This window comes from Vibrio sp. 1-1(7), from assembly GCF_013048485.1.
GTDB lineage: Bacteria > Pseudomonadota > Gammaproteobacteria > Enterobacterales > Vibrionaceae > Vibrio > Vibrio fujianensis.
Window position 1 is genome coordinate 34,639 of sequence record NZ_VHSP01000004.1, and the last position, 17,310, is coordinate 51,948.

Below are 17,310 nucleotides of genomic sequence, written 5' to 3' on the forward strand. Positions count from 1 at the left end.
TTATTTCCCGTCTTTATCGCTACTTGAACCACCACCGACACTGTACAAAACTTGACCAATCAAGTCTTCCAAGACTAACGCTGATTTAGTGTCTTCAATACGGTCGCCATCTCGTAACATCTGCTCATCATCAAACACAAACCCAGGGATTAGGCCAATATATTGCTCACCGATAAGCCCTGAGGTGAGGATTTGTACGCTTGACGTTTCAGGAAATTGATCATAGCGGCTATCAATCGCTAACGTGACTTGAGGTAAAAGACGATGCTGATCTAAGCTGATCGCAGCAACTCGTCCAACCACGACACCACCAACTTTAACTGGGGAACGAACTTTTAAATTCCCAATATTATCAAACTCTGCAGTAAGTGAATAAGTATCGTTCGCTCCAAGCCCTTTCACGTCAGCGACTTGAAAAATAATGACTAGAATTGCGCAAATTCCTGCTAGCACAAAACTGCCTACCCAAAATTCTAGTTTACGTGTTTGTTGCATGTTTAGTTCCCAAACATCAGTGCGGTCAGTACAAAATCTAGCGCTAATACTGCCAGAGAAGAATGAACCACGGTGCGCGTGGTTGCTCGGCTAATGCCTTCCGAAGTCGGAATGGCATCATAACCATTAAATAGTGCAATCCAAGTGACGGTAATGGCAAACACCACACACTTGATTAAGCTATTACCAATATCAGCTCCCAGCTCGACCGAGGCCTGCATGGTTGACCAAAAACTGCCATAATCAATTCCCTTCCAGTCAACGCCAACTAATTGTCCGCCCCAAATACCAACCGCCATAAATATCATTGCCAACAGTGGCATTGAGATAAGGCCAGCCCATAGGCGAGGAGCAATAATACGTTTTAGTGGATCGACCGCCATCATTTCTAAACTGGAAATTTGTTCAGTCGCCTTCATTAAACCAATTTCAGCCGTCAAGGCAGACCCAGCACGTCCAGCAAATAATAAAGCCGTCACGACCGGCCCTAATTCACGTAGCAATGATAACGCCACCATCTGGCCTAAGCTGGTTTCCGCGCCATAATCGACTAAAATCACATACCCTTGTAGGCTTAATACCATACCGATAAACAAACCAGACACCACAATAATGGCTAAAGATTGCACTCCCACGCTGTATAACTGTTTAATCAATAAAGGCAAATGCTGAATCGGTCTAGGCCGTCCGGTCATTGCTCCTACCAGCATGAGGCTAGCTCGACCAAACGATTCGCTCACGCCAAGACAGCGTCGGCCAAAATGCGTCACCCACTGCTTTGCATTATTCAACATCAAACAGATCCTTTTCTATCGACTGAGCAGGAAAACGGAAAGGAACCGGCCCATCCGCTTCACCACACAAAAATTGTTGCACTCGTGGATCGCGATTTTTTTCAAGCTCTTGTGGCGTACCAAAGGCAATCACTTTACCATCAGCCAATAAATATACCCAATCGGCAATACTCATCACTTCCGGCACATCGTGCGACACCACCACAGAAGTGAGCCCTAAGGCCTGATTAAGATTACGAATTAACTCAACCAAAACCCCCATAGTGATAGGATCTTGTCCAACAAAAGGTTCATCGTACATGATTAATTCAGGATCGAGTGCTATCGCTCGAGCCAATGCAGCACGGCGAGCCATCCCACCGGATAATTCACTTGGCATGAGGTGAGCCGCCCCACGCAGCCCGACTGCTTCCAATTTAAGCATGACTAAGGTTTTAATAAAGGCATCATTAAGTTGCGTGTGCTCACGCAAAGGAAAGGCAACGTTATCAAACACGTTAAGATCGGTAAAAAGCGCGCCCGATTGGAAAAGCATGCTCATTTTCTTACGTGCTTGATATAACTCCCGCCGACTGAGACGCGGAATGTTTTCACCATCAAACCAAATTTCTCCTTGCTCAGGAAATAATTGTCCACCAATCAGACGCAGTAAGGTGGTTTTCCCAATCCCTGAAGGCCCCATAATCGCGGTAATTTTCCCCTTCGGCATATGCAAGCTAATATCATCGAAGATCACTCGATTTGCTCGAGAAAAGGTTAAGTTATTAATGGTTACGAGATTGGTTTCAGGCATACTCACCATTCGCTGTTGTCGATTTCCATCTAGAAGATGAGCAATCATAAGCAGATTAACCCCAAATTAAAAGCACTGTTCGATTACTTAATCGTCTGATCCACTGTTATTCACCTCACAAGCTACCTTTTATTGGGGCTTTCTCGCTCATCATCTGCCACTTTTGATGACGATATATACGTAACAAAGTGTAAGAGAAAACGGTGAGACACTCGATTTTTGCCTTAGTATAAAAACGATGCATGAAAATGAGACAATAAATACCATCTTCAGCTTCCCTTTTAGTGATCAACACGTCAAAATTAACGGTTACTTATTCTGTTTTTTTCATCAAACTAGGAATTGTCATGCTCGAAGCTGTTGGATTACTGATCGTCGGCCTCATTTTACTCGTTTGGAGTGCAGATAAACTGGTTTTTGGCGCTGCTGCTATTGCAAGAAATGTCGGCATTTCACCTCTAGTCATAGGGATGACGATTCTCGCAATGGGCTCTTCTGCGCCAGAAATGATGGTTTCAGCAACTGCGGCTTTGAGTGGAAAAACCGATACCGCGGTCGGCAATGTGCTGGGATCCAATATCGCTAATATCGCGCTAATTTTAGGTATTACGGCACTGATCAAGCCTCTCTCAATCAGTTCAACGGTACTACGCCGTGAACTGCCCTTGATGATTATCGTTACCCTAATTGCTGGTGCCTTATTGTGGAATAATCACCTGGGTTTCTATGAAGGTATTTTACTTTTAGCCTTGTTTGTGGTTTTTTTGCTAGCGATGTTACACATCAGCCGAAAAGAACAGCAAAAAGGTGACCTTTTATTAGCCGAAAGAGAGTCTGAAATTCCCCACGATGTCAGCAACTCAAAAGCCGCTATGTGGGTGGTTTTCGGCTTAATCCTGCTACCTTTCGCAGCCAATATGCTCGTCAATAATTCGGTTATCATTGCCAAATACTTCGGCATGAGCGATTTAGTGATCGGGCTGACCATCATCGCAGTCGGTACCAGCCTGCCTGAACTCGCGGCCTCCTTAGCGGGTGTGCTGAAGGGAGAAGATGATATGGCGGTCGGCAATATTATCGGTTCTAACGTATTTAATATCCTAGCCGTGATGGGGCTGCCGGGGCTCTTAAATCCATCGATACTCAGTGAAAATGCGATGGGAAGGGATTTTTGGGTCATGTTAGGCGTCTCATTATTATTGGTGATTATGGCATTGGGTAAGTCTCGCAGTATTAATCGCCTAGAAGGTGCCATTCTATTTATCGTGTTCCTCGGTTATCAAGGATATTTACTGATGAATATGGCCGCTTAATTATTGAGGAGTTAAAGATGTTTGATAACTTTGACTATCGAGGTGTTGCCCAACAAGTGCTCGCCACCGAGATCGCCGCGCTACAACAACTAGAACAATATTTTAATGATGATTTTTGCCAAGCTTGCCAAATGATTTTGGCCAATCAAACCGGTAAAGTGGTGGTGATGGGCATTGGTAAATCTGGGCATATTGGTAAAAAAATAGCCGCCACCTTGGCCAGCACCGGAACATCCGCGTTTTTTGTTCATCCTGGTGAGGCGTCACACGGCGACTTAGGCATGATTGATGCTGGAGATATCGTTTTAGCCATTTCCAACTCTGGCGAGTCGTCTGAAATTCTAGCGCTCTTCCCCGTGCTTAAGCGTCTAAATAATCGCATCATCAGCATGACCGGTAACCCACTATCGAACATGGCTAAACTGGCGGATCTTCATCTGCAGATCACGGTGCCTAAAGAAGCCTGTCCACTTGGTTTAGCACCGACGAGTAGTACCACGGCCACATTAGTGATGGGGGATGCCTTGGCGGTTGCCTTACTACAAGCAAGAGGGTTTACCGCAGAAGATTTTGCACTCTCACACCCTGGCGGTGCACTCGGGCGCAAATTATTACTTAAACTCTCTGACATCATGCATCAGGGAGAAGATTTACCCAAGGTATCACCAACAACGCTCATCCGAGATGCTCTACTTGAAATTAGCCACAAAGGGCTGGGAATGACAGCCGTCGTCGATGAAGAAAATCACCTACTCGGCATTTTTACTGATGGTGACTTACGACGCATTTTAGACAAACGAATTGATATTCATACCGCTAAGATACAAGACGTGATGACACACAAGCCTGTCGTTGCCTCTCCTCATCTCCTAGCGGTAGAAGGACTAAACTTAATGCAAGAAAAGCGCATTAGTGGTTTGATGTTGGTCGACAACCATACATTAGTCGGTGCATTAAATATGCATGATTTACTCAAAGCAGGAGTCATGTAATGTCCCAACTGGTTAACACACTTTATGGCCCGGTTGAAGCATCGGTCGTTGCGATTGCACAATCGATTCAATTGTTGGTCTGCGATGTAGATGGTGTTTTCTCTGATGGCCTGATCTACATGGGGAATCAAGGCGAAGAATTAAAAACCTTTCATACTCGAGATGGATATGGCGTAAAGGCACTCATGAATGCAGGTATCCAGATCGCCATTATTACTGGACGCCAATCTCAAATTGTCGAAAATCGCATGAAAGCATTAGGTATTTCACTGATTTATCAAGGTCAGGATGACAAACTGAGCGCTTATCACGATATTTGTCAAAAGCTAGCGATCAAACCGGAACAGACAGGGTATATTGGTGATGATTTAATTGACTGGCCAGTGATGGAACAAGTTGCACTCAAAGTCTGTGTCGCCGATGGCCATCCCTTGTTAGTTCAACGAGCCAACTATGTGACTCGAACGAAAGGCGGACACGGCGCAGTACGAGAAGTATGTGATTTGATTTTGCAAGCACGCGATGAATTGGATCAACATAAAGGCCTGAGTATATGAGTTTCACTCGTATCCTTTATCTGTGCCTTTTTTTTATTGCGGCTTGGTCTGGCTACTATTTATTAGACAAAAACCAAAACACAGCCGTTCAAATTGCACCTAACTTCGAACTTCCGTTGTTTAGTGGCCAATTGCTCGATAACGTCTCTTACAACCAACAAGGTGTACGCAGTTATGTGATTACCTCACAACACCTTGATTATTATGCCAACAGTGGAAGCACCACCTTTGAATATCCGGTGCTAAAAGTGTTTCGTGATGGAACTACACAAGAATGGGAACTGACCGCTAAACGAGGCATCCTAACCAAGGATCAAGTTTTAATTCTTTATGACCAAGTTATCGTAAATAATCTACTCGTAGATTCAGCGTTTAAACAGATGACAACCACGAAGCTAAGCATTCAACTTGATAGCCGTGATTTTTGGGCTGATAGTCAAGTTGAACTCGTTGGCCCACAATTTCAAACATTAGGGCAGGCAATGAAGGGAAATTTATCCGATCATTCGGCTGTTCTTTATAACCATGTACAAGGTAGATATGAAACTCTCACACCTTAGTCTTATGGCTTGTCTGTTCACATCAGGAGCGGCGTTGGCGCTCTCAACAGACACTCAACAACCGGTTTATATTGATTCGGTTAGTCAGCAACTGGATATGAAAAGCAATCGCGTCACCTTTGTGGGTGACGTGAAACTAAAGCAAGGTAGCATTAATATTAATGCCGATAAGTTAATTGTGATCCGTAACTCACAAACCGGAAAAATAGAAAAGATCGAAGGTTACGGAAATCCTACCACTTTTTCTCAGCTCACAGACGAAGGTAAAACCTTATACGGTGAAGCCAAACAGCTCCACTATGCCATGGCAGAGGATGAATTGATTATGATGGAGCAAGCCATGTTGTCACAAGACGATAGTCAAATTCGTGGCAATAAAATTCGTTATAAGATCTCTTCACAAAAATTGATCGCTGACAGCAAAGGCAGTGGGCGCGTATCCACCGTACTTCAACCTCAAGCCGCACAGCAAGAATAATTATGGCCATACTTAAAGCAGAGCACTTAGCAAAAAGCTATAAAAAACGTAAAGTCGTATCCGATGTCAGTTTACAAGTTGAATCAGGACAAATCGTTGGTTTACTTGGCCCCAATGGTGCAGGGAAAACCACCTCATTTTATATGATCGTCGGCTTAGTCGCACGAGATGAGGGAACCATCAGCATCGATGATAAAGACATCAGTATTTTACCGATGCATAGCCGATCACGGCTAGGAATAGGCTACCTCCCTCAAGAAGCCTCTATCTTTCGTAAGTTATCCGTTGAGGATAACATTATGGCAGTGCTACAAACCCGTGAAGAAATGACGCGTGAAGAACGACAAGATAAACTAGAAGATCTACTCGAAGAGTTTCATATCCAACATATTCGCCACAGTGCGGGAATGGCACTTTCTGGTGGCGAACGTCGGCGCGTCGAAATTGCTCGCGCATTAGCCGCCAACCCTCAATTTATTTTGCTCGATGAGCCGTTTGCTGGGGTTGATCCCATCTCGGTCATTGATATAAAAAAAATAATTGAACATCTACGCGATCGCGGTTTAGGTGTCCTCATCACGGACCATAATGTACGCGAAACATTAGACGTTTGTGAAAAAGCTTACATTGTTAGCCAAGGCCGTTTGATTGCTGAAGGAACACCACATGATGTTCTTAACAACGCACAAGTAAAACAGGTTTATCTTGGCGAACAATTCCGTCTATGATTAAAGTAACTCATTAATTATCGTTCGCTTCATTGCACAGCGATAAATGGAGGTATCCTGAAAACTGCCCCACCATTAGGTGGTAGCAGCAAACCGAATGATCACTTCAGTACGATAAATGTTAGGCACGGTATCACTAAAACAAGGTAGTTAATACTGAATGAAACCCTCATTACAGCTTAAACTTGGTCAACAGTTAGCGATGACTCCACAGTTGCAACAGGCGATTCGCTTATTGCAACTGTCTACATTAGATCTTCAGCAAGAGATTCAAGAAGCACTAGAATCCAACCCATTACTGGATGTTGAAGAATCGACTGATGATTTACCAACGCTAGACGATGCGTCACCGAGCAATAACACTTCCGAACTCAGTGCTGATATCAGTGAGCCTGAGTCGCCAGATAGCTCAGATTTAATTGAAAAATCCGAGATCAGTGCGGAGTTAGAAATCGATACCACTTGGGACGATGTCTACAGTGCGAATACCGGTAGTACTGGTATTAGCCTTGATGATGAACTGCCCGTTTATCAGGGAGAAACGACCCAAACACTGCACGATTACTTATTATGGCAACTCGATTTAACCCCCTTTAGTGATACAGATCGTAGTATTGCTTATGCAATCATTGACGCCATTGATGATTATGGCTACCTCACCACCTCACTAGAAGAACTACTAGAAAACTTTAATAGCGACGTTGAACTCGATGAAATAGAAGCGGTAAGAAAACGTATCCAGCAATTTGATCCGCTAGGGGTTGGCTCTTTACATCTCCAAGATTGCCTATTACTCCAATTAGCGACTTATCCAGAGCACACACCTTGGCTTGCTGAAGCTAAAATGCTGTTAACAGACTATATTGATTTACTCGGCAACCGTGATTTTAAGCAAATTATCAAAGAGAGTAAGCTCAAAGAAGAAGCGTTACGTAACACACTGCAGTTGATCCAGCAGCTCGACCCAAGGCCTGGCAATCAAATTTCTCAAGAGCATGCCGAATATGTCGTCCCCGATGTCTCGGTATATAAAGAGCGAGGGAAGTGGCAAGTGAGTATCAACCCCGATGGTGTTCCACGTTTAAAAATCAATCAGCAATATGCCAGTCTCGCACGAGGCAATAACGCAGATAGCAATTATATTCGCTCTAATTTGCAAGAAGCAAAATGGCTAATCAAGAGCTTAGAAAGTCGAAACGAGACCTTGCTCAAAGTTGCCAAGTGCATAGTTGAACATCAACACGATTTCTTTGAATATGGTGAAGAAGCCATGAAGCCGATGGTGCTCAATGACGTTGCACAAGCGGTGGAAATGCATGAATCAACGATCTCTCGAGTCACGACTCAGAAATATATGCATACCCCACGTGGCATTTTTGAATTGAAGTACTTTTTCTCAAGCCATGTTAGTACAGATAATGGTGGAGAATGTTCATCAACCGCAATTCGAGCCTTAATCAAAAAACTGGTCGCCGCAGAAAATCCGGCAAAACCATTAAGTGATAGCAAAATTGCGGCCCTACTCGCTGATCAAGGGATTCAAGTGGCAAGACGGACGATTGCCAAGTACCGTGAGTCGTTGGCCATTGCGCCATCCAGTCAGCGTAAACGCCTGTTATAAGGCCCAACAGAGAAGGAAAGTCTATGCAAATCAATATTCAAGGCCATCACATTGATCTTACCGATTCAATGCAAGACTATGTTCATTCGAAATTTCAAAAACTTGAGCGCTTTTTCGAACATATTAATACCATTCATGTGATTTTACGTGTTGAAAAATTACGTCAGATCGCCGAAGCTACGCTCCACGTTAATCAAGGCGAAATCCACGCCACTGCGGACAACGATAATATGTACGCAGCGATAGATGGCCTAGTGGATAAACTCACTCGTCAACTCAACAAGCATAAAGAAAAGCTAAGTAGCCACTAACATGCAATTAAGCGAAGTCCTCTCATTGGATTGCACCAAAAGTGCAGTCCAATGTTCTAGCAAAAAACGAGCACTGGAAATTATCAGTGAAATAGCCGCCCAACATACTGGGCAAAATGCCACCGAACTGTTTGAAAGCATGCTCAACCGAGAAAAAATGGGCAGTACTGGTATTGGGAATGGTATAGCGATTCCTCATGCACGAATGGCAGCAAGCGAACACGCTGTTGCCGTATTAGTACAATGTGAAGAGCCGATTGAGTTTGAGTCTATAGATAACCGCCCAGTCGATCTTCTCTTTGCGCTACTGGTTCCAGAAGATCAATGTAAAGAGCATCTCACAACCCTATCTTGCATGGCTGAACGTTTGAACGATAAACAGACGCTCAAACAACTGCGCAGCGCACAAAGCGATCAAGAGTTGTACGATATTATGGTTCACTCACCTCAATAGGCCTTCCGATGCGTTTAATTGTAGTCAGTGGTCAATCCGGTGCTGGTAAAAGTGTCGCGTTACGAGTCTTGGAAGACTTGGGTTATTATTGCGTGGATAACTTACCCGTCAGCCTACTGGAGGCATTTATTCAATCTGTACAAGGCAGTAAACAGAATATTGCTGTCAGTATTGATATCCGTAACTTGCCGAAAGAACCTAGTTTAGTGGAAGATGTTCTCGCTCAGCTTAAACAAAATAACGATGTCAGTGTGTTATTTTTAGATGCCAGCAAAGAGACGTTACTCAAGCGTTACAGTGAAACTCGTCGCATCCATCCGCTCTCTTTAAACGAAGACAAACCCACCCTAGCTCAAGCGATTGAACGAGAAAGGTATCTACTCGAACCCTTGAAAGAACAAGCCGACTTACTACTCGATAGTAGCAACCAATCGTTGCATGAATTGAGTGAAACCGTTCGTATGCGAATTGAAGGTCGGGAGCGTAAAGATTTGGTGATGGTCTTTCAATCGTTCGGTTTCAAATATGGTCTCCCAAGTGATGCTGATTACGTCTTTGATGTTCGTTTCCTACCTAACCCTCACTGGGAGCCCGATTTACGCCCTTTGACTGGCCTAGACGCACCGATCAAATCTTTTCTAGAAAGCCATAGCGAAGTGATGGAACTTAAGCAACAGATTCAAAAGTTCATCGAATATTGGTTACCCATGCTGGAAAAAAACAATCGCAGTTATTTAACCATTGCGATTGGCTGTACCGGAGGCAAACACCGCTCAGTCTACCTCACACAACAAATTGGTGAATATTTTGCAGAACTTGGTCACCAAGTACAAATTCGCCATCATTCGCTAGAGAAACTCGAATAGGCGCTATCATGTCACAGATCAGTCGTCAGGTATTGATTCAAAATCGCTTGGGTTTGCATGCTCGAGCGGCAGTCAAATTGGTTGAACTTGCTCAATCTTTTGATGCCATTATCACCATCCAAGGCCAAGAGGGTAAACAAGCCACCGCCGATAGCGTCATGGGCTTACTGATGCTTGATTCAGCTCAAGGTCAGATGATTACTATTTCAGCACAGGGCCCTCAAGCCGCCATTGCTCTTGATGCGGTTTGTCACTTAATTGAAGTGAAATTTGATGAGGATGACTAGGGGTTGTTGACCTGTCGAGTATGACGGAGAGGTTAACATTAATCTTTGATTAATAAATCAGCAAGCTTCGCTCGAGCCACTATCTTCTGGTTACTTGCCCCTAAAATTAAGTTACTATTCAATTCATTGTCTAAATTCAAGCATTAGGAGGAAGCTATGGCCGAGCAAATCGAGTTTGACCAAGCTCACCACACCCTCCAAGAAATTACCGAAGCCTTAGAAAATGGCCGATTCGTCCATGTCCGTCGTCAATTACAGGATATGGAACCGGAGGATATTGCTCATCTGTTAGAAGCCTCTCCTCGTAAGGCGCGTTATGTCCTATGGCAACTCACTGATCCTGAAGATTACGGCGAGATCCTTGAAGAACTCAACGAAGACGTTAAAGATGCGCTCGTTTCGAAAATGGCTCCCGAGAAACTGGCCGAAGCCACTGAGGGGATGGACAGTGACGATGTTGCCTATGTCTTACGAAGTTTACCCGATGACTTGTCCCGTGAAGTGCTTGCCCAAATGGATGCAGCAGAGCGGCTACGTGTAGAAACAGCTCTCTCCTATCCAGAAGACACTGCTGGTGGATTAATGAACACTGATGTCATCACGATTCGTGGTGATGTCGATGTGGATGTCGTACTGCGTTACCTGCGTATGAAAGGTCAACTTCCTTATGCCACAGACTCTTTATATGTCATTGATGCTGAGAGTAAGCTCATTGGTTACTTACCATTATCGACCTTAATCACAACACAGCCGGACATTCCAGTCAGTGAAGTGATGGAAGACGCAGATGAAGCGATCAATGTCGATGCTAAAGACTCCGATGTCGCGAGCCTATTTGAGCGGCGAAATTGGGTTTCAGCTCCTGTGGTTGATGAAAACCAGCACCTCGTCGGACGTATCACTATTGATGATGTGGTGGACGTGATTCGAGAAGATGCCGAGCACTCAATGATGAGTATGGCGGGGATGAACGATGATGAAGATACCTTTGCCCCCGTTTTCAAATCGGCACGTAAGCGCAGCATTTGGCTTGGTGCGAATGTTCTAGCCGCTTTAACCGCCGCTTCTGTATCCAATATGTTTGAAGCAACTTTAGAGCAAATGGCGGCCATTGCAGTATTAATGACCATTGTGCCGTCAATGGGCGGCGTGGCTGGCAACCAAACCGTTGCTTTGGTCATTCGAGGGCTTGCACTTGGACATATCGGCGACAGTAATAAACGAGAATTACTATTGAAAGAAGCCTCTATTGGCCTTCTCAACGGCATACTTTGGGCATTGACGATTGGTGCAATTGTGGTGGTTTGGAAGGGAGAATGGCTACTAGGTGGCATTATCTCTGCGGCAATGATGACCAACCTCTTTATCGCTGGCGTGGCTGGTGTGATGATTCCAATCTTACTCAAAAAAATGAATATCGACCCCGCGCTCGCTGGCGGTATGGCATTAACCACCGTTACCGATGTGGTGGGATTATCGGTTTTCTTAGGTTTAGCAACCTTATTTATCTAATTTATCTAACGTTTAGCCTCATCTCATTTAACGACTGCAAAAGCGCTGATTATATTCAGCGCTTTTGTGGTACCAGGGAGTGGCAAAGGTTATTCGCCTGCCACTTTCATGGATTCTAACAGCATTGAGCCGGTTTGAATTTGAGAGCGAGTTTCTACATCGCTACCCACCGCAATAATTTGCTTAAACATGGTTTTTAAGTTGCCCGCAATTGTCACCCCAGATACCGGGTATTGGATTTGTCCATTTTCTACCCAAAACCCTGCTGCACCACGCGAATAATCACCCGTTACAGTATTCACACCTTGCCCCATCACTTCCGTGACCAACAATCCGCGATCCATCGTTTTGAGTAGTTGAGCAAAATCTTGCCCTGTTGTTTGCACAAACCAGTTATGAATACCGCCCGCATGTCCCGTTGGCTGCATCTTCATTTTACGTGCGGCATAGCTAGTCAGTAGATAAGTATCTAGTATACCGTTGGTAATAATTTCACGATCTACGGTCTGTACCCCTTCACTATCAAAAGGACTAGAAGCTAAACCTCGTAAAATATGAGGGCGCTCGCTGATATTAAACCAATCAGGTAAAATTTGTTGTCCAAGATGATCGAGTAAGAAGGAAGATTTTCGGTACAAATTGCCACCGCTGATCGCCATGACTAAATGCCCTATCAAGCCGGTCGCCACATCCGCCGCAAATATCACTGGGTATTGCCCAGTTTTCAGTTGTTGGGCATCTAAGCGTTGGACAGTTTTTTCTGCCGCTTGTCGGCCAACCTCTTCTGGGGTCCATAAATCACCGCTATGGCGTGCAACGGTATAACTGTAGTCGCGCTCCATCTCACCATTTTGCCCTTCACCAATCACACAGCAACTGATGCTATGACGGCTAGAAGCATAACTGGCCAATAAACCATGACTGTTGCCATACACCTTAATACCATAGTGGCTATCGTAACTAGCACCGTCGCTTTGCTTGATTTTACGGCTAGAGTTCAATGCTTCTCGCTCTGCGGCAATAGCAATCGTGGCAGCACGATCAGGATCAGGTTCATCAGGATGAAACAGATCCAGATCAGGAATCGTCTGCACCATTAATGCTTTCGGTGCAGGGCCTGCATAAGGATCTTCAGACGTGTAATGAGCGATATCTAACGCCGCTAACACCGTTTGCTGAATGGCTTTTTCACTCAAATCAGAGGTGGATGCACTCCCCTTACGCTGCCCTCGATACACGGTGATGCCCAACGCCCCATCGCTGTTAAATTCGACATTTTCAACCTCACACATCCGGGTTGATACACTCAGTCCAGTGCTTTTGCTAATAGCGACTTCGGCCGCCTCCGCTTGAGCTGAGGCCATATCAAGAGCTTTGGCTACCGCCGCTTCCAATTCACTGCGCTGCATTGCGACTTGCTGTCTTATATCCATCTCTCATCCAACTAATTGAGCTTTTATCCGGTTAGGATAACAAGAATTTCGCTTTCTCCCCACGATTCTTGCTAAAATAGCTAAGATAAATAACTTATTAGTGAAGACTATGGCGCGTAAAAACCAAAAAGCTCCTTGGGAAGAGGAAGAAGAGATCATCTGGGTTAGTAAAACCGAGTTGAAAAACGATATGATTGAGCTACAAAAGCTCGGAGAAGAGCTGGTTGATTTAAAACCATCAGCGCTGCAAAAAATCCCGATGCCGGAAGATTTGCTGGACGCAATTAAAGATGCCCAGCGTTTCAAAAATGAAGCTCGCCGCCGCCAATTGCAATACATTGGCCGAGTCATGCGCAATATTGATCCGGAGCCGATTCAAGCCGCATTAGATAAACTGCGTAATAAACATTCGCAGTCAACCGCTGTTCTGCATAAGCTAGAACAGTGGCGAGATCGCATTGTGGCCGACGGTGACAGTGCGATTGAAGAGTTGATGCAACAATATCCAGCAGCTGATCGTCAGCGGCTGCGTCAATTAGCCCGTCAAGCAAGCAAAGAGAAAAAGGCGGAAAAAGCCCCAAAAGCCTCACGAGAAATTTTCCAAATTCTCAAAACACTCAATGATGAAGCAATCTAATTCATAATGGTGTTCAAAACTCGGCCAAAAAATACACACCAAGCGAACGTATTAACCTCGTTTGGTGTGCTATCTTGCGCCATTTCGTTTGGTGTCAAGCTTGAAGCCTATTAACTACCCGCGCGAATAAAATCGGCAAAAGCCGGATGATTTTGAGGCTCAGACAAAGTAGAAACGTCCCCTACCACTTCTACTTTTCCTTGATCCATAAAGGCAAAATGGCTGGCAATCGTTTTGGCATCATTCAAATGGTGTGTCACCATCAATACCGTAATATTTCGTGCTTGAGCCAGCGATTTCACCAATTGCAGCATTTCTTCTCTCAGTAGCGGATCTAAGGCAGAGAAAGGCTCATCCAACAACCAAATGGGATGAGACTGAACAAAGCAGCGTGCCAACGCTACACGTTGTCGCTGCCCGCCTGAAAGCTGTTCCGGTAATCGATCAAGAAATGGTTCAATACCGACTTGCTGGGCCGTCCATTGTACTTGATCTTTTTGCTGCACATTCAATTTCAGCCCAGGATGCAGTCCCAGCGCAATATTCTCTCGCACGGACAAATGACTAAATAGATTATGTTCCTGAAAGAGCATAGAGAAAGGACGCTGATAAGGCACTTTAGCCAATATGGACTGACCATCAACCCATATGTCACCGCTGTGTGGGGCAATAAATCCAGCCAACAAACTTAATAGGGTCGATTTTCCCGCGCCACTCGGCCCCATTAATGCAGTAATACTGCCTCGTTCAACTTGAAGATCAAACGAAAACCAGGCTTGTTGATACTGATAAGTCAATTGGTTAATTGCGAGCATCATACATCCTTATGATAGTGATGAAAGAGGCGCTCAACGCCGTAATAAACACCGACGCTAAGCACAAGCAAAGCCAAAGACACCACCGCAGCAGCCGTCATCTGATAACTGCCCAATAACTGGTAGAGATAAAGAGGCAAGGTGGTCAATTGCTGGCTACCAAATAAGGCAATGGCACTGAGATCCCCCATCGACAACAAGAAACTGATCGATAAAGCATGTGCAAAAGGCTTTTGTAATGCGCGCCACTCTATCAGCTTCAATCTTGCCCAGCCACGAATCCCCAAGCTGGCACATAAAAACTGATATTGCTGCTCAAGATGCAGCATAGGTTGAGCTAAGGTTTTAATAACATAAGGAAGCGCCATTAAGCTATTCACCACCACCACTAACCAGTAACCAATACTAAACACATCCATCGCTTGGCGAAGCAATAAGAACAGCCCGGTACTAATCACTAACCCCGGTGTCACCAGAATAATAGCGCCAATCAGTTCGATACTATTGGCTTTTTTAGGTTGATGCTGTATCCGCCAATAACGGCTGGTCAGCACAATCGCGCAGCCAATCCCAACGGCGATAGTTCCCGCTAAGCTGGCAATTTGCAATGAGGCGATGACAGCTGACCAAAATTCTTGGCGACGCAATATGGTAAAGAGTTGTACGTTCAGCCCACTAATGATCACCATCAGTAAAGGGGGCAAAACCAACAACAGCACCATTCCAATCCAGAATCCATCCCAAAGCCGATTAGCGAATGTCTCTTTGCCTAATCTAAACCATTCTCCAGCATGCCCTTGGCTAGCAGGCAATGGACGTGCAAAGCGCTGCATCGTGAGATAAAGTAAAGCGCATAACACCATTTGCCACAGAGCGAGCAAAGCTCCAGTAGCTAAATCAAAATCAAATTTAATCGCTTGATAAATCGCCAACTCAATCGTGGTCGATTTGGGGCCGCCCCCCAATGCCATGACGGTGGCAAAACTGGTAAAGCACAGCATAAAGACTAAACTTCCCACCGAAGGGAGCTGCTGGCGTAAGCGAGGCCACTCGACCGATTTAAACTTTTGCCATTGATTCATCCCCAAATGAGCACACAGTTTATGCTGTTCTACTGGAATACCTTCTAGGCTTTGCAGTAAAAGGCGACTGGCATAAGGCAGATTAAAAAACACATGAGCCAGCAAAATGCCATTTAAACCATAAATGGAGAAAGGTAACGGTTGCTGCCACTGGCTCAGCAGCTTGGCTAATAATCCGCTATTACCATAAATCGCCAATAGGCCAAACACCCCGACCAATACCGGTAATACTAGGGTCATGGCAAACAGTTTTAGCAGCAGATCTCGCCCTTTGAATCGTCGTCGATGCAAAGCATGAGCAACTGGGATCGCCAATCCGACACTGAGCAGGGTAGAAAGCAACGCTTGATAAAAACTAAACCAGGTGACATGACGAAAATAAGCATCACGCCAGATTTCTCCAAGCGCTAATGAAGGGGAATACCAAAATAGAGCGCCAATCGTAGCAAAAATAAAGAGCGCAACGAGACTTGCTAGCACAATTCCCCATTTCGGGGCTACCGTATTCATATCGTCTTAAAACGTTAACGCATGCTGCCATTCACGAATCCAACTCCGTCGCTGCTTAGCCACTTCGTGCTCTGAAAACGAGAGCGCTTTATTCGGAATCGATAAATTTGTATAACCTTGGGGCAGGGGAACATCGGTGACGGGATACATCCAGTTTGTAGTCGGGATCACCGACTGAAAATCATCGCTTAACATAAACTGCATAAAGCTGTCCGCGAGTCGCGAATGTTGACTACTAGCAACCTTTGCCGCCACCTCAATCTGTAGATAATGTCCTTCCTTAAAACTGGCCGCAGCATAGCGCTGATCTTTTTCCGCTATCGCATGATAAGCCGGAGAGGTCGTATACGAGAGCACCATATCCGCCTCGCCTTTTAAAAACATGGAGTAAGACTCTGACCAGCCTTTTGTCACCGTGACCGTCTTGTTCGATAACTGTTTCCACGCTTCACTGGCTTTGTCACCATACACAGACTTCATCCACAGCAATAAGCCTTGCCCTGGAGTTGAGGTGCGAGGATCTTGATAAATCACCTTAATATCGGAACGCTGCTCCACTAATTCTCGTAGGCTAGCTGGCGGATTTAATAGTTTTTCCCGATTGTAGATAAAAGCAAAATAGCCATAATCATAAGGAATAAAGGTCTTATCATCCCAGCCATTGGGTAACTGTATCGCGGCGGTATTGACTTGATGCTCGGTCAATAATCCGGTTTGTTTGGCCTCAGCCATTAAGTTATGGTCTAACCCCAGCACCACATCAGCTTGACTATTACGCCCCTCAAGACGTAAGCGATTAAGAATGGACACCCCATCATCCAATGCGACAAAATTAAGCTGGCAGTCACATTGCGCTTCAAACGCTTGTTTAATGGCCGGCCCCGGCCCCCAGTCCGCGACAAATGAGTCATAAGTATAAACAGTCAAGGTTTCATTACCTGCCCATGCCAGTGATGAGCAAAATAGACTAGCAACCACAGTAGCAGTAAGTTGATTATTCAAGGCTTGCGCTCCTTTATGAGCGGCACAGGCTTGAGAAAGAATGGATAAGTGCCTCATTCTGCTCAATTCC

General features: G+C 45.0%; 20 protein-coding genes. 13 read left to right on the plus strand and 7 right to left on the minus strand.

Going from position 1 to position 17,310, the window contains the following annotated elements; translation table 11 throughout:
* From mlaD to mlaF, 3 genes are read right to left on the minus strand one after another with little or no spacing between them, the layout of a single operon-like run.
* Positions 1-495 (minus strand): outer membrane lipid asymmetry maintenance protein MlaD, encoded by a 495-nt coding sequence (gene mlaD, locus FKN05_RS12885; protein ID WP_099610420.1) that lies wholly within the window; start codon positions 493-495, stop codon positions 1-3.
* Between the two features lie 2 nt (positions 496-497).
* The gene (gene mlaE / locus FKN05_RS12890) at positions 498-1,289 is read right to left on the minus strand and encodes a lipid asymmetry maintenance ABC transporter permease subunit MlaE (RefSeq protein WP_099610421.1); all 792 of its coding nucleotides are present in this window, start codon (positions 1,287-1,289) and stop codon (positions 498-500) included.
* Positions 1,279-2,082, minus strand: a complete 804-nt coding sequence (gene mlaF, locus FKN05_RS12895; protein WP_161427717.1) for a phospholipid ABC transporter ATP-binding protein MlaF — start codon at positions 2,080-2,082, stop codon at positions 1,279-1,281. The genes mlaE and mlaF overlap by 11 nt, the downstream gene beginning before the upstream one ends.
* 347 nt (positions 2,083-2,429) lie before the next feature.
* Between mlaF and FKN05_RS12900 the strand changes: the two genes are divergently transcribed.
* The 12 genes from FKN05_RS12900 to mgtE all read left to right on the plus strand — a co-directional run bounded on the left by FKN05_RS12900 (position 2,430) and on the right by mgtE (position 11,761).
* Positions 2,430-3,395, plus strand: a complete 966-nt coding sequence (locus FKN05_RS12900) for a calcium/sodium antiporter (RefSeq protein WP_099610422.1) — start codon at positions 2,430-2,432, stop codon at positions 3,393-3,395.
* A gap of 17 nt (positions 3,396-3,412) precedes the next feature.
* The gene (locus tag FKN05_RS12905; protein ID WP_170887719.1) at positions 3,413-4,387 is read left to right on the plus strand and encodes a KpsF/GutQ family sugar-phosphate isomerase; all 975 of its coding nucleotides are present in this window, start codon (positions 3,413-3,415) and stop codon (positions 4,385-4,387) included.
* Positions 4,387-4,944: a 3-deoxy-manno-octulosonate-8-phosphatase KdsC gene (gene kdsC / locus FKN05_RS12910; RefSeq protein ID WP_099610423.1), complete on the plus strand. Its 558-nt coding sequence runs from the start codon at positions 4,387-4,389 to the stop codon at positions 4,942-4,944. The genes FKN05_RS12905 and kdsC overlap by 1 nt, the downstream gene beginning before the upstream one ends.
* Complete coding sequence (gene lptC, locus FKN05_RS12915; RefSeq protein WP_099610424.1) at positions 4,941-5,504, plus strand: LPS export ABC transporter periplasmic protein LptC; 564 nt, start codon at positions 4,941-4,943, stop codon at positions 5,502-5,504. The genes kdsC and lptC overlap by 4 nt, the downstream gene beginning before the upstream one ends.
* Entirely contained in the window at positions 5,485-5,982 is a 498-nt protein-coding gene (gene lptA / locus FKN05_RS12920) for a lipopolysaccharide transport periplasmic protein LptA (protein ID WP_170887720.1), read from the plus strand. The genes lptC and lptA overlap by 20 nt, the downstream gene beginning before the upstream one ends.
* A gap of 2 nt (positions 5,983-5,984) precedes the next feature.
* Positions 5,985-6,710, plus strand: a complete 726-nt coding sequence (lptB, locus tag FKN05_RS12925) for an LPS export ABC transporter ATP-binding protein (protein WP_099610426.1) — start codon at positions 5,985-5,987, stop codon at positions 6,708-6,710.
* A 160-nt stretch (positions 6,711-6,870) separates the two neighbouring features.
* Entirely contained in the window at positions 6,871-8,331 is a 1,461-nt protein-coding gene (locus FKN05_RS12930; protein WP_170887721.1) for an RNA polymerase factor sigma-54, read from the plus strand.
* 23 nt (positions 8,332-8,354) lie between these two features.
* Entirely contained in the window at positions 8,355-8,642 is a 288-nt protein-coding gene (hpf, locus tag FKN05_RS12935) for a ribosome hibernation promoting factor (RefSeq protein ID WP_099610428.1), read from the plus strand.
* A 1-nt stretch (position 8,643) separates the two neighbouring features.
* Positions 8,644-9,096 carry a PTS IIA-like nitrogen regulatory protein PtsN gene (gene ptsN / locus FKN05_RS12940; protein ID WP_099610429.1) on the plus strand — a complete coding sequence of 151 codons (453 nt, stop codon included), beginning with the start codon at positions 8,644-8,646 and terminating at the stop codon, positions 9,094-9,096.
* 8 nt (positions 9,097-9,104) lie between these two features.
* Complete coding sequence (rapZ, locus tag FKN05_RS12945) at positions 9,105-9,962, plus strand: RNase adapter RapZ (protein WP_099610430.1); 858 nt, start codon at positions 9,105-9,107, stop codon at positions 9,960-9,962.
* A gap of 8 nt (positions 9,963-9,970) precedes the next feature.
* Entirely contained in the window at positions 9,971-10,249 is a 279-nt protein-coding gene (locus tag FKN05_RS12950; protein ID WP_170887722.1) for an HPr family phosphocarrier protein, read from the plus strand.
* Positions 10,250-10,405: 156 nt separating this feature from the next.
* On the plus strand, positions 10,406-11,761 hold the full coding sequence (gene mgtE / locus FKN05_RS12955; RefSeq protein ID WP_170887723.1) for a magnesium transporter: 1,356 nt from the start codon (positions 10,406-10,408) through the stop codon (positions 11,759-11,761).
* 89 nt (positions 11,762-11,850) lie between these two features.
* Here mgtE and pmbA read toward each other — a convergent pair whose 3' ends face one another.
* Positions 11,851-13,194, minus strand: coding sequence for a metalloprotease PmbA (gene pmbA / locus FKN05_RS12960; RefSeq protein ID WP_170887724.1), 1,344 nt, complete (start codon positions 13,192-13,194; stop codon positions 11,851-11,853).
* A gap of 109 nt (positions 13,195-13,303) precedes the next feature.
* On the opposite strand from pmbA, the gene yjgA reads away from it, so the two are divergent.
* Positions 13,304-13,831 (plus strand): ribosome biogenesis factor YjgA, encoded by a 528-nt coding sequence (gene yjgA, locus FKN05_RS12965; protein WP_099610432.1) that lies wholly within the window; start codon positions 13,304-13,306, stop codon positions 13,829-13,831.
* 110 nt (positions 13,832-13,941) lie between these two features.
* Here yjgA and thiQ read toward each other — a convergent pair whose 3' ends face one another.
* The 3 genes from thiQ to thiB are packed head-to-tail and all read right to left on the minus strand — an operon-like array spanning position 13,942 to position 17,297.
* Positions 13,942-14,646, minus strand: coding sequence for a thiamine ABC transporter ATP-binding protein (gene thiQ / locus FKN05_RS12970; protein ID WP_170887778.1), 705 nt, complete (start codon positions 14,644-14,646; stop codon positions 13,942-13,944).
* A complete protein-coding gene (gene thiP, locus FKN05_RS12975) occupies positions 14,646-16,238 on the minus strand; it encodes a thiamine/thiamine pyrophosphate ABC transporter permease ThiP (protein WP_170887725.1) in 1,593 nt (530 codons plus the stop codon). The genes thiQ and thiP overlap by 1 nt, the downstream gene beginning before the upstream one ends.
* Positions 16,239-16,244: 6 nt before the next feature.
* Positions 16,245-17,297: a thiamine ABC transporter substrate binding subunit gene (thiB, locus tag FKN05_RS12980; RefSeq protein ID WP_099610435.1), complete on the minus strand. Its 1,053-nt coding sequence runs from the start codon at positions 17,295-17,297 to the stop codon at positions 16,245-16,247.
* Positions 17,298-17,310 lie beyond the last annotated feature (13 nt).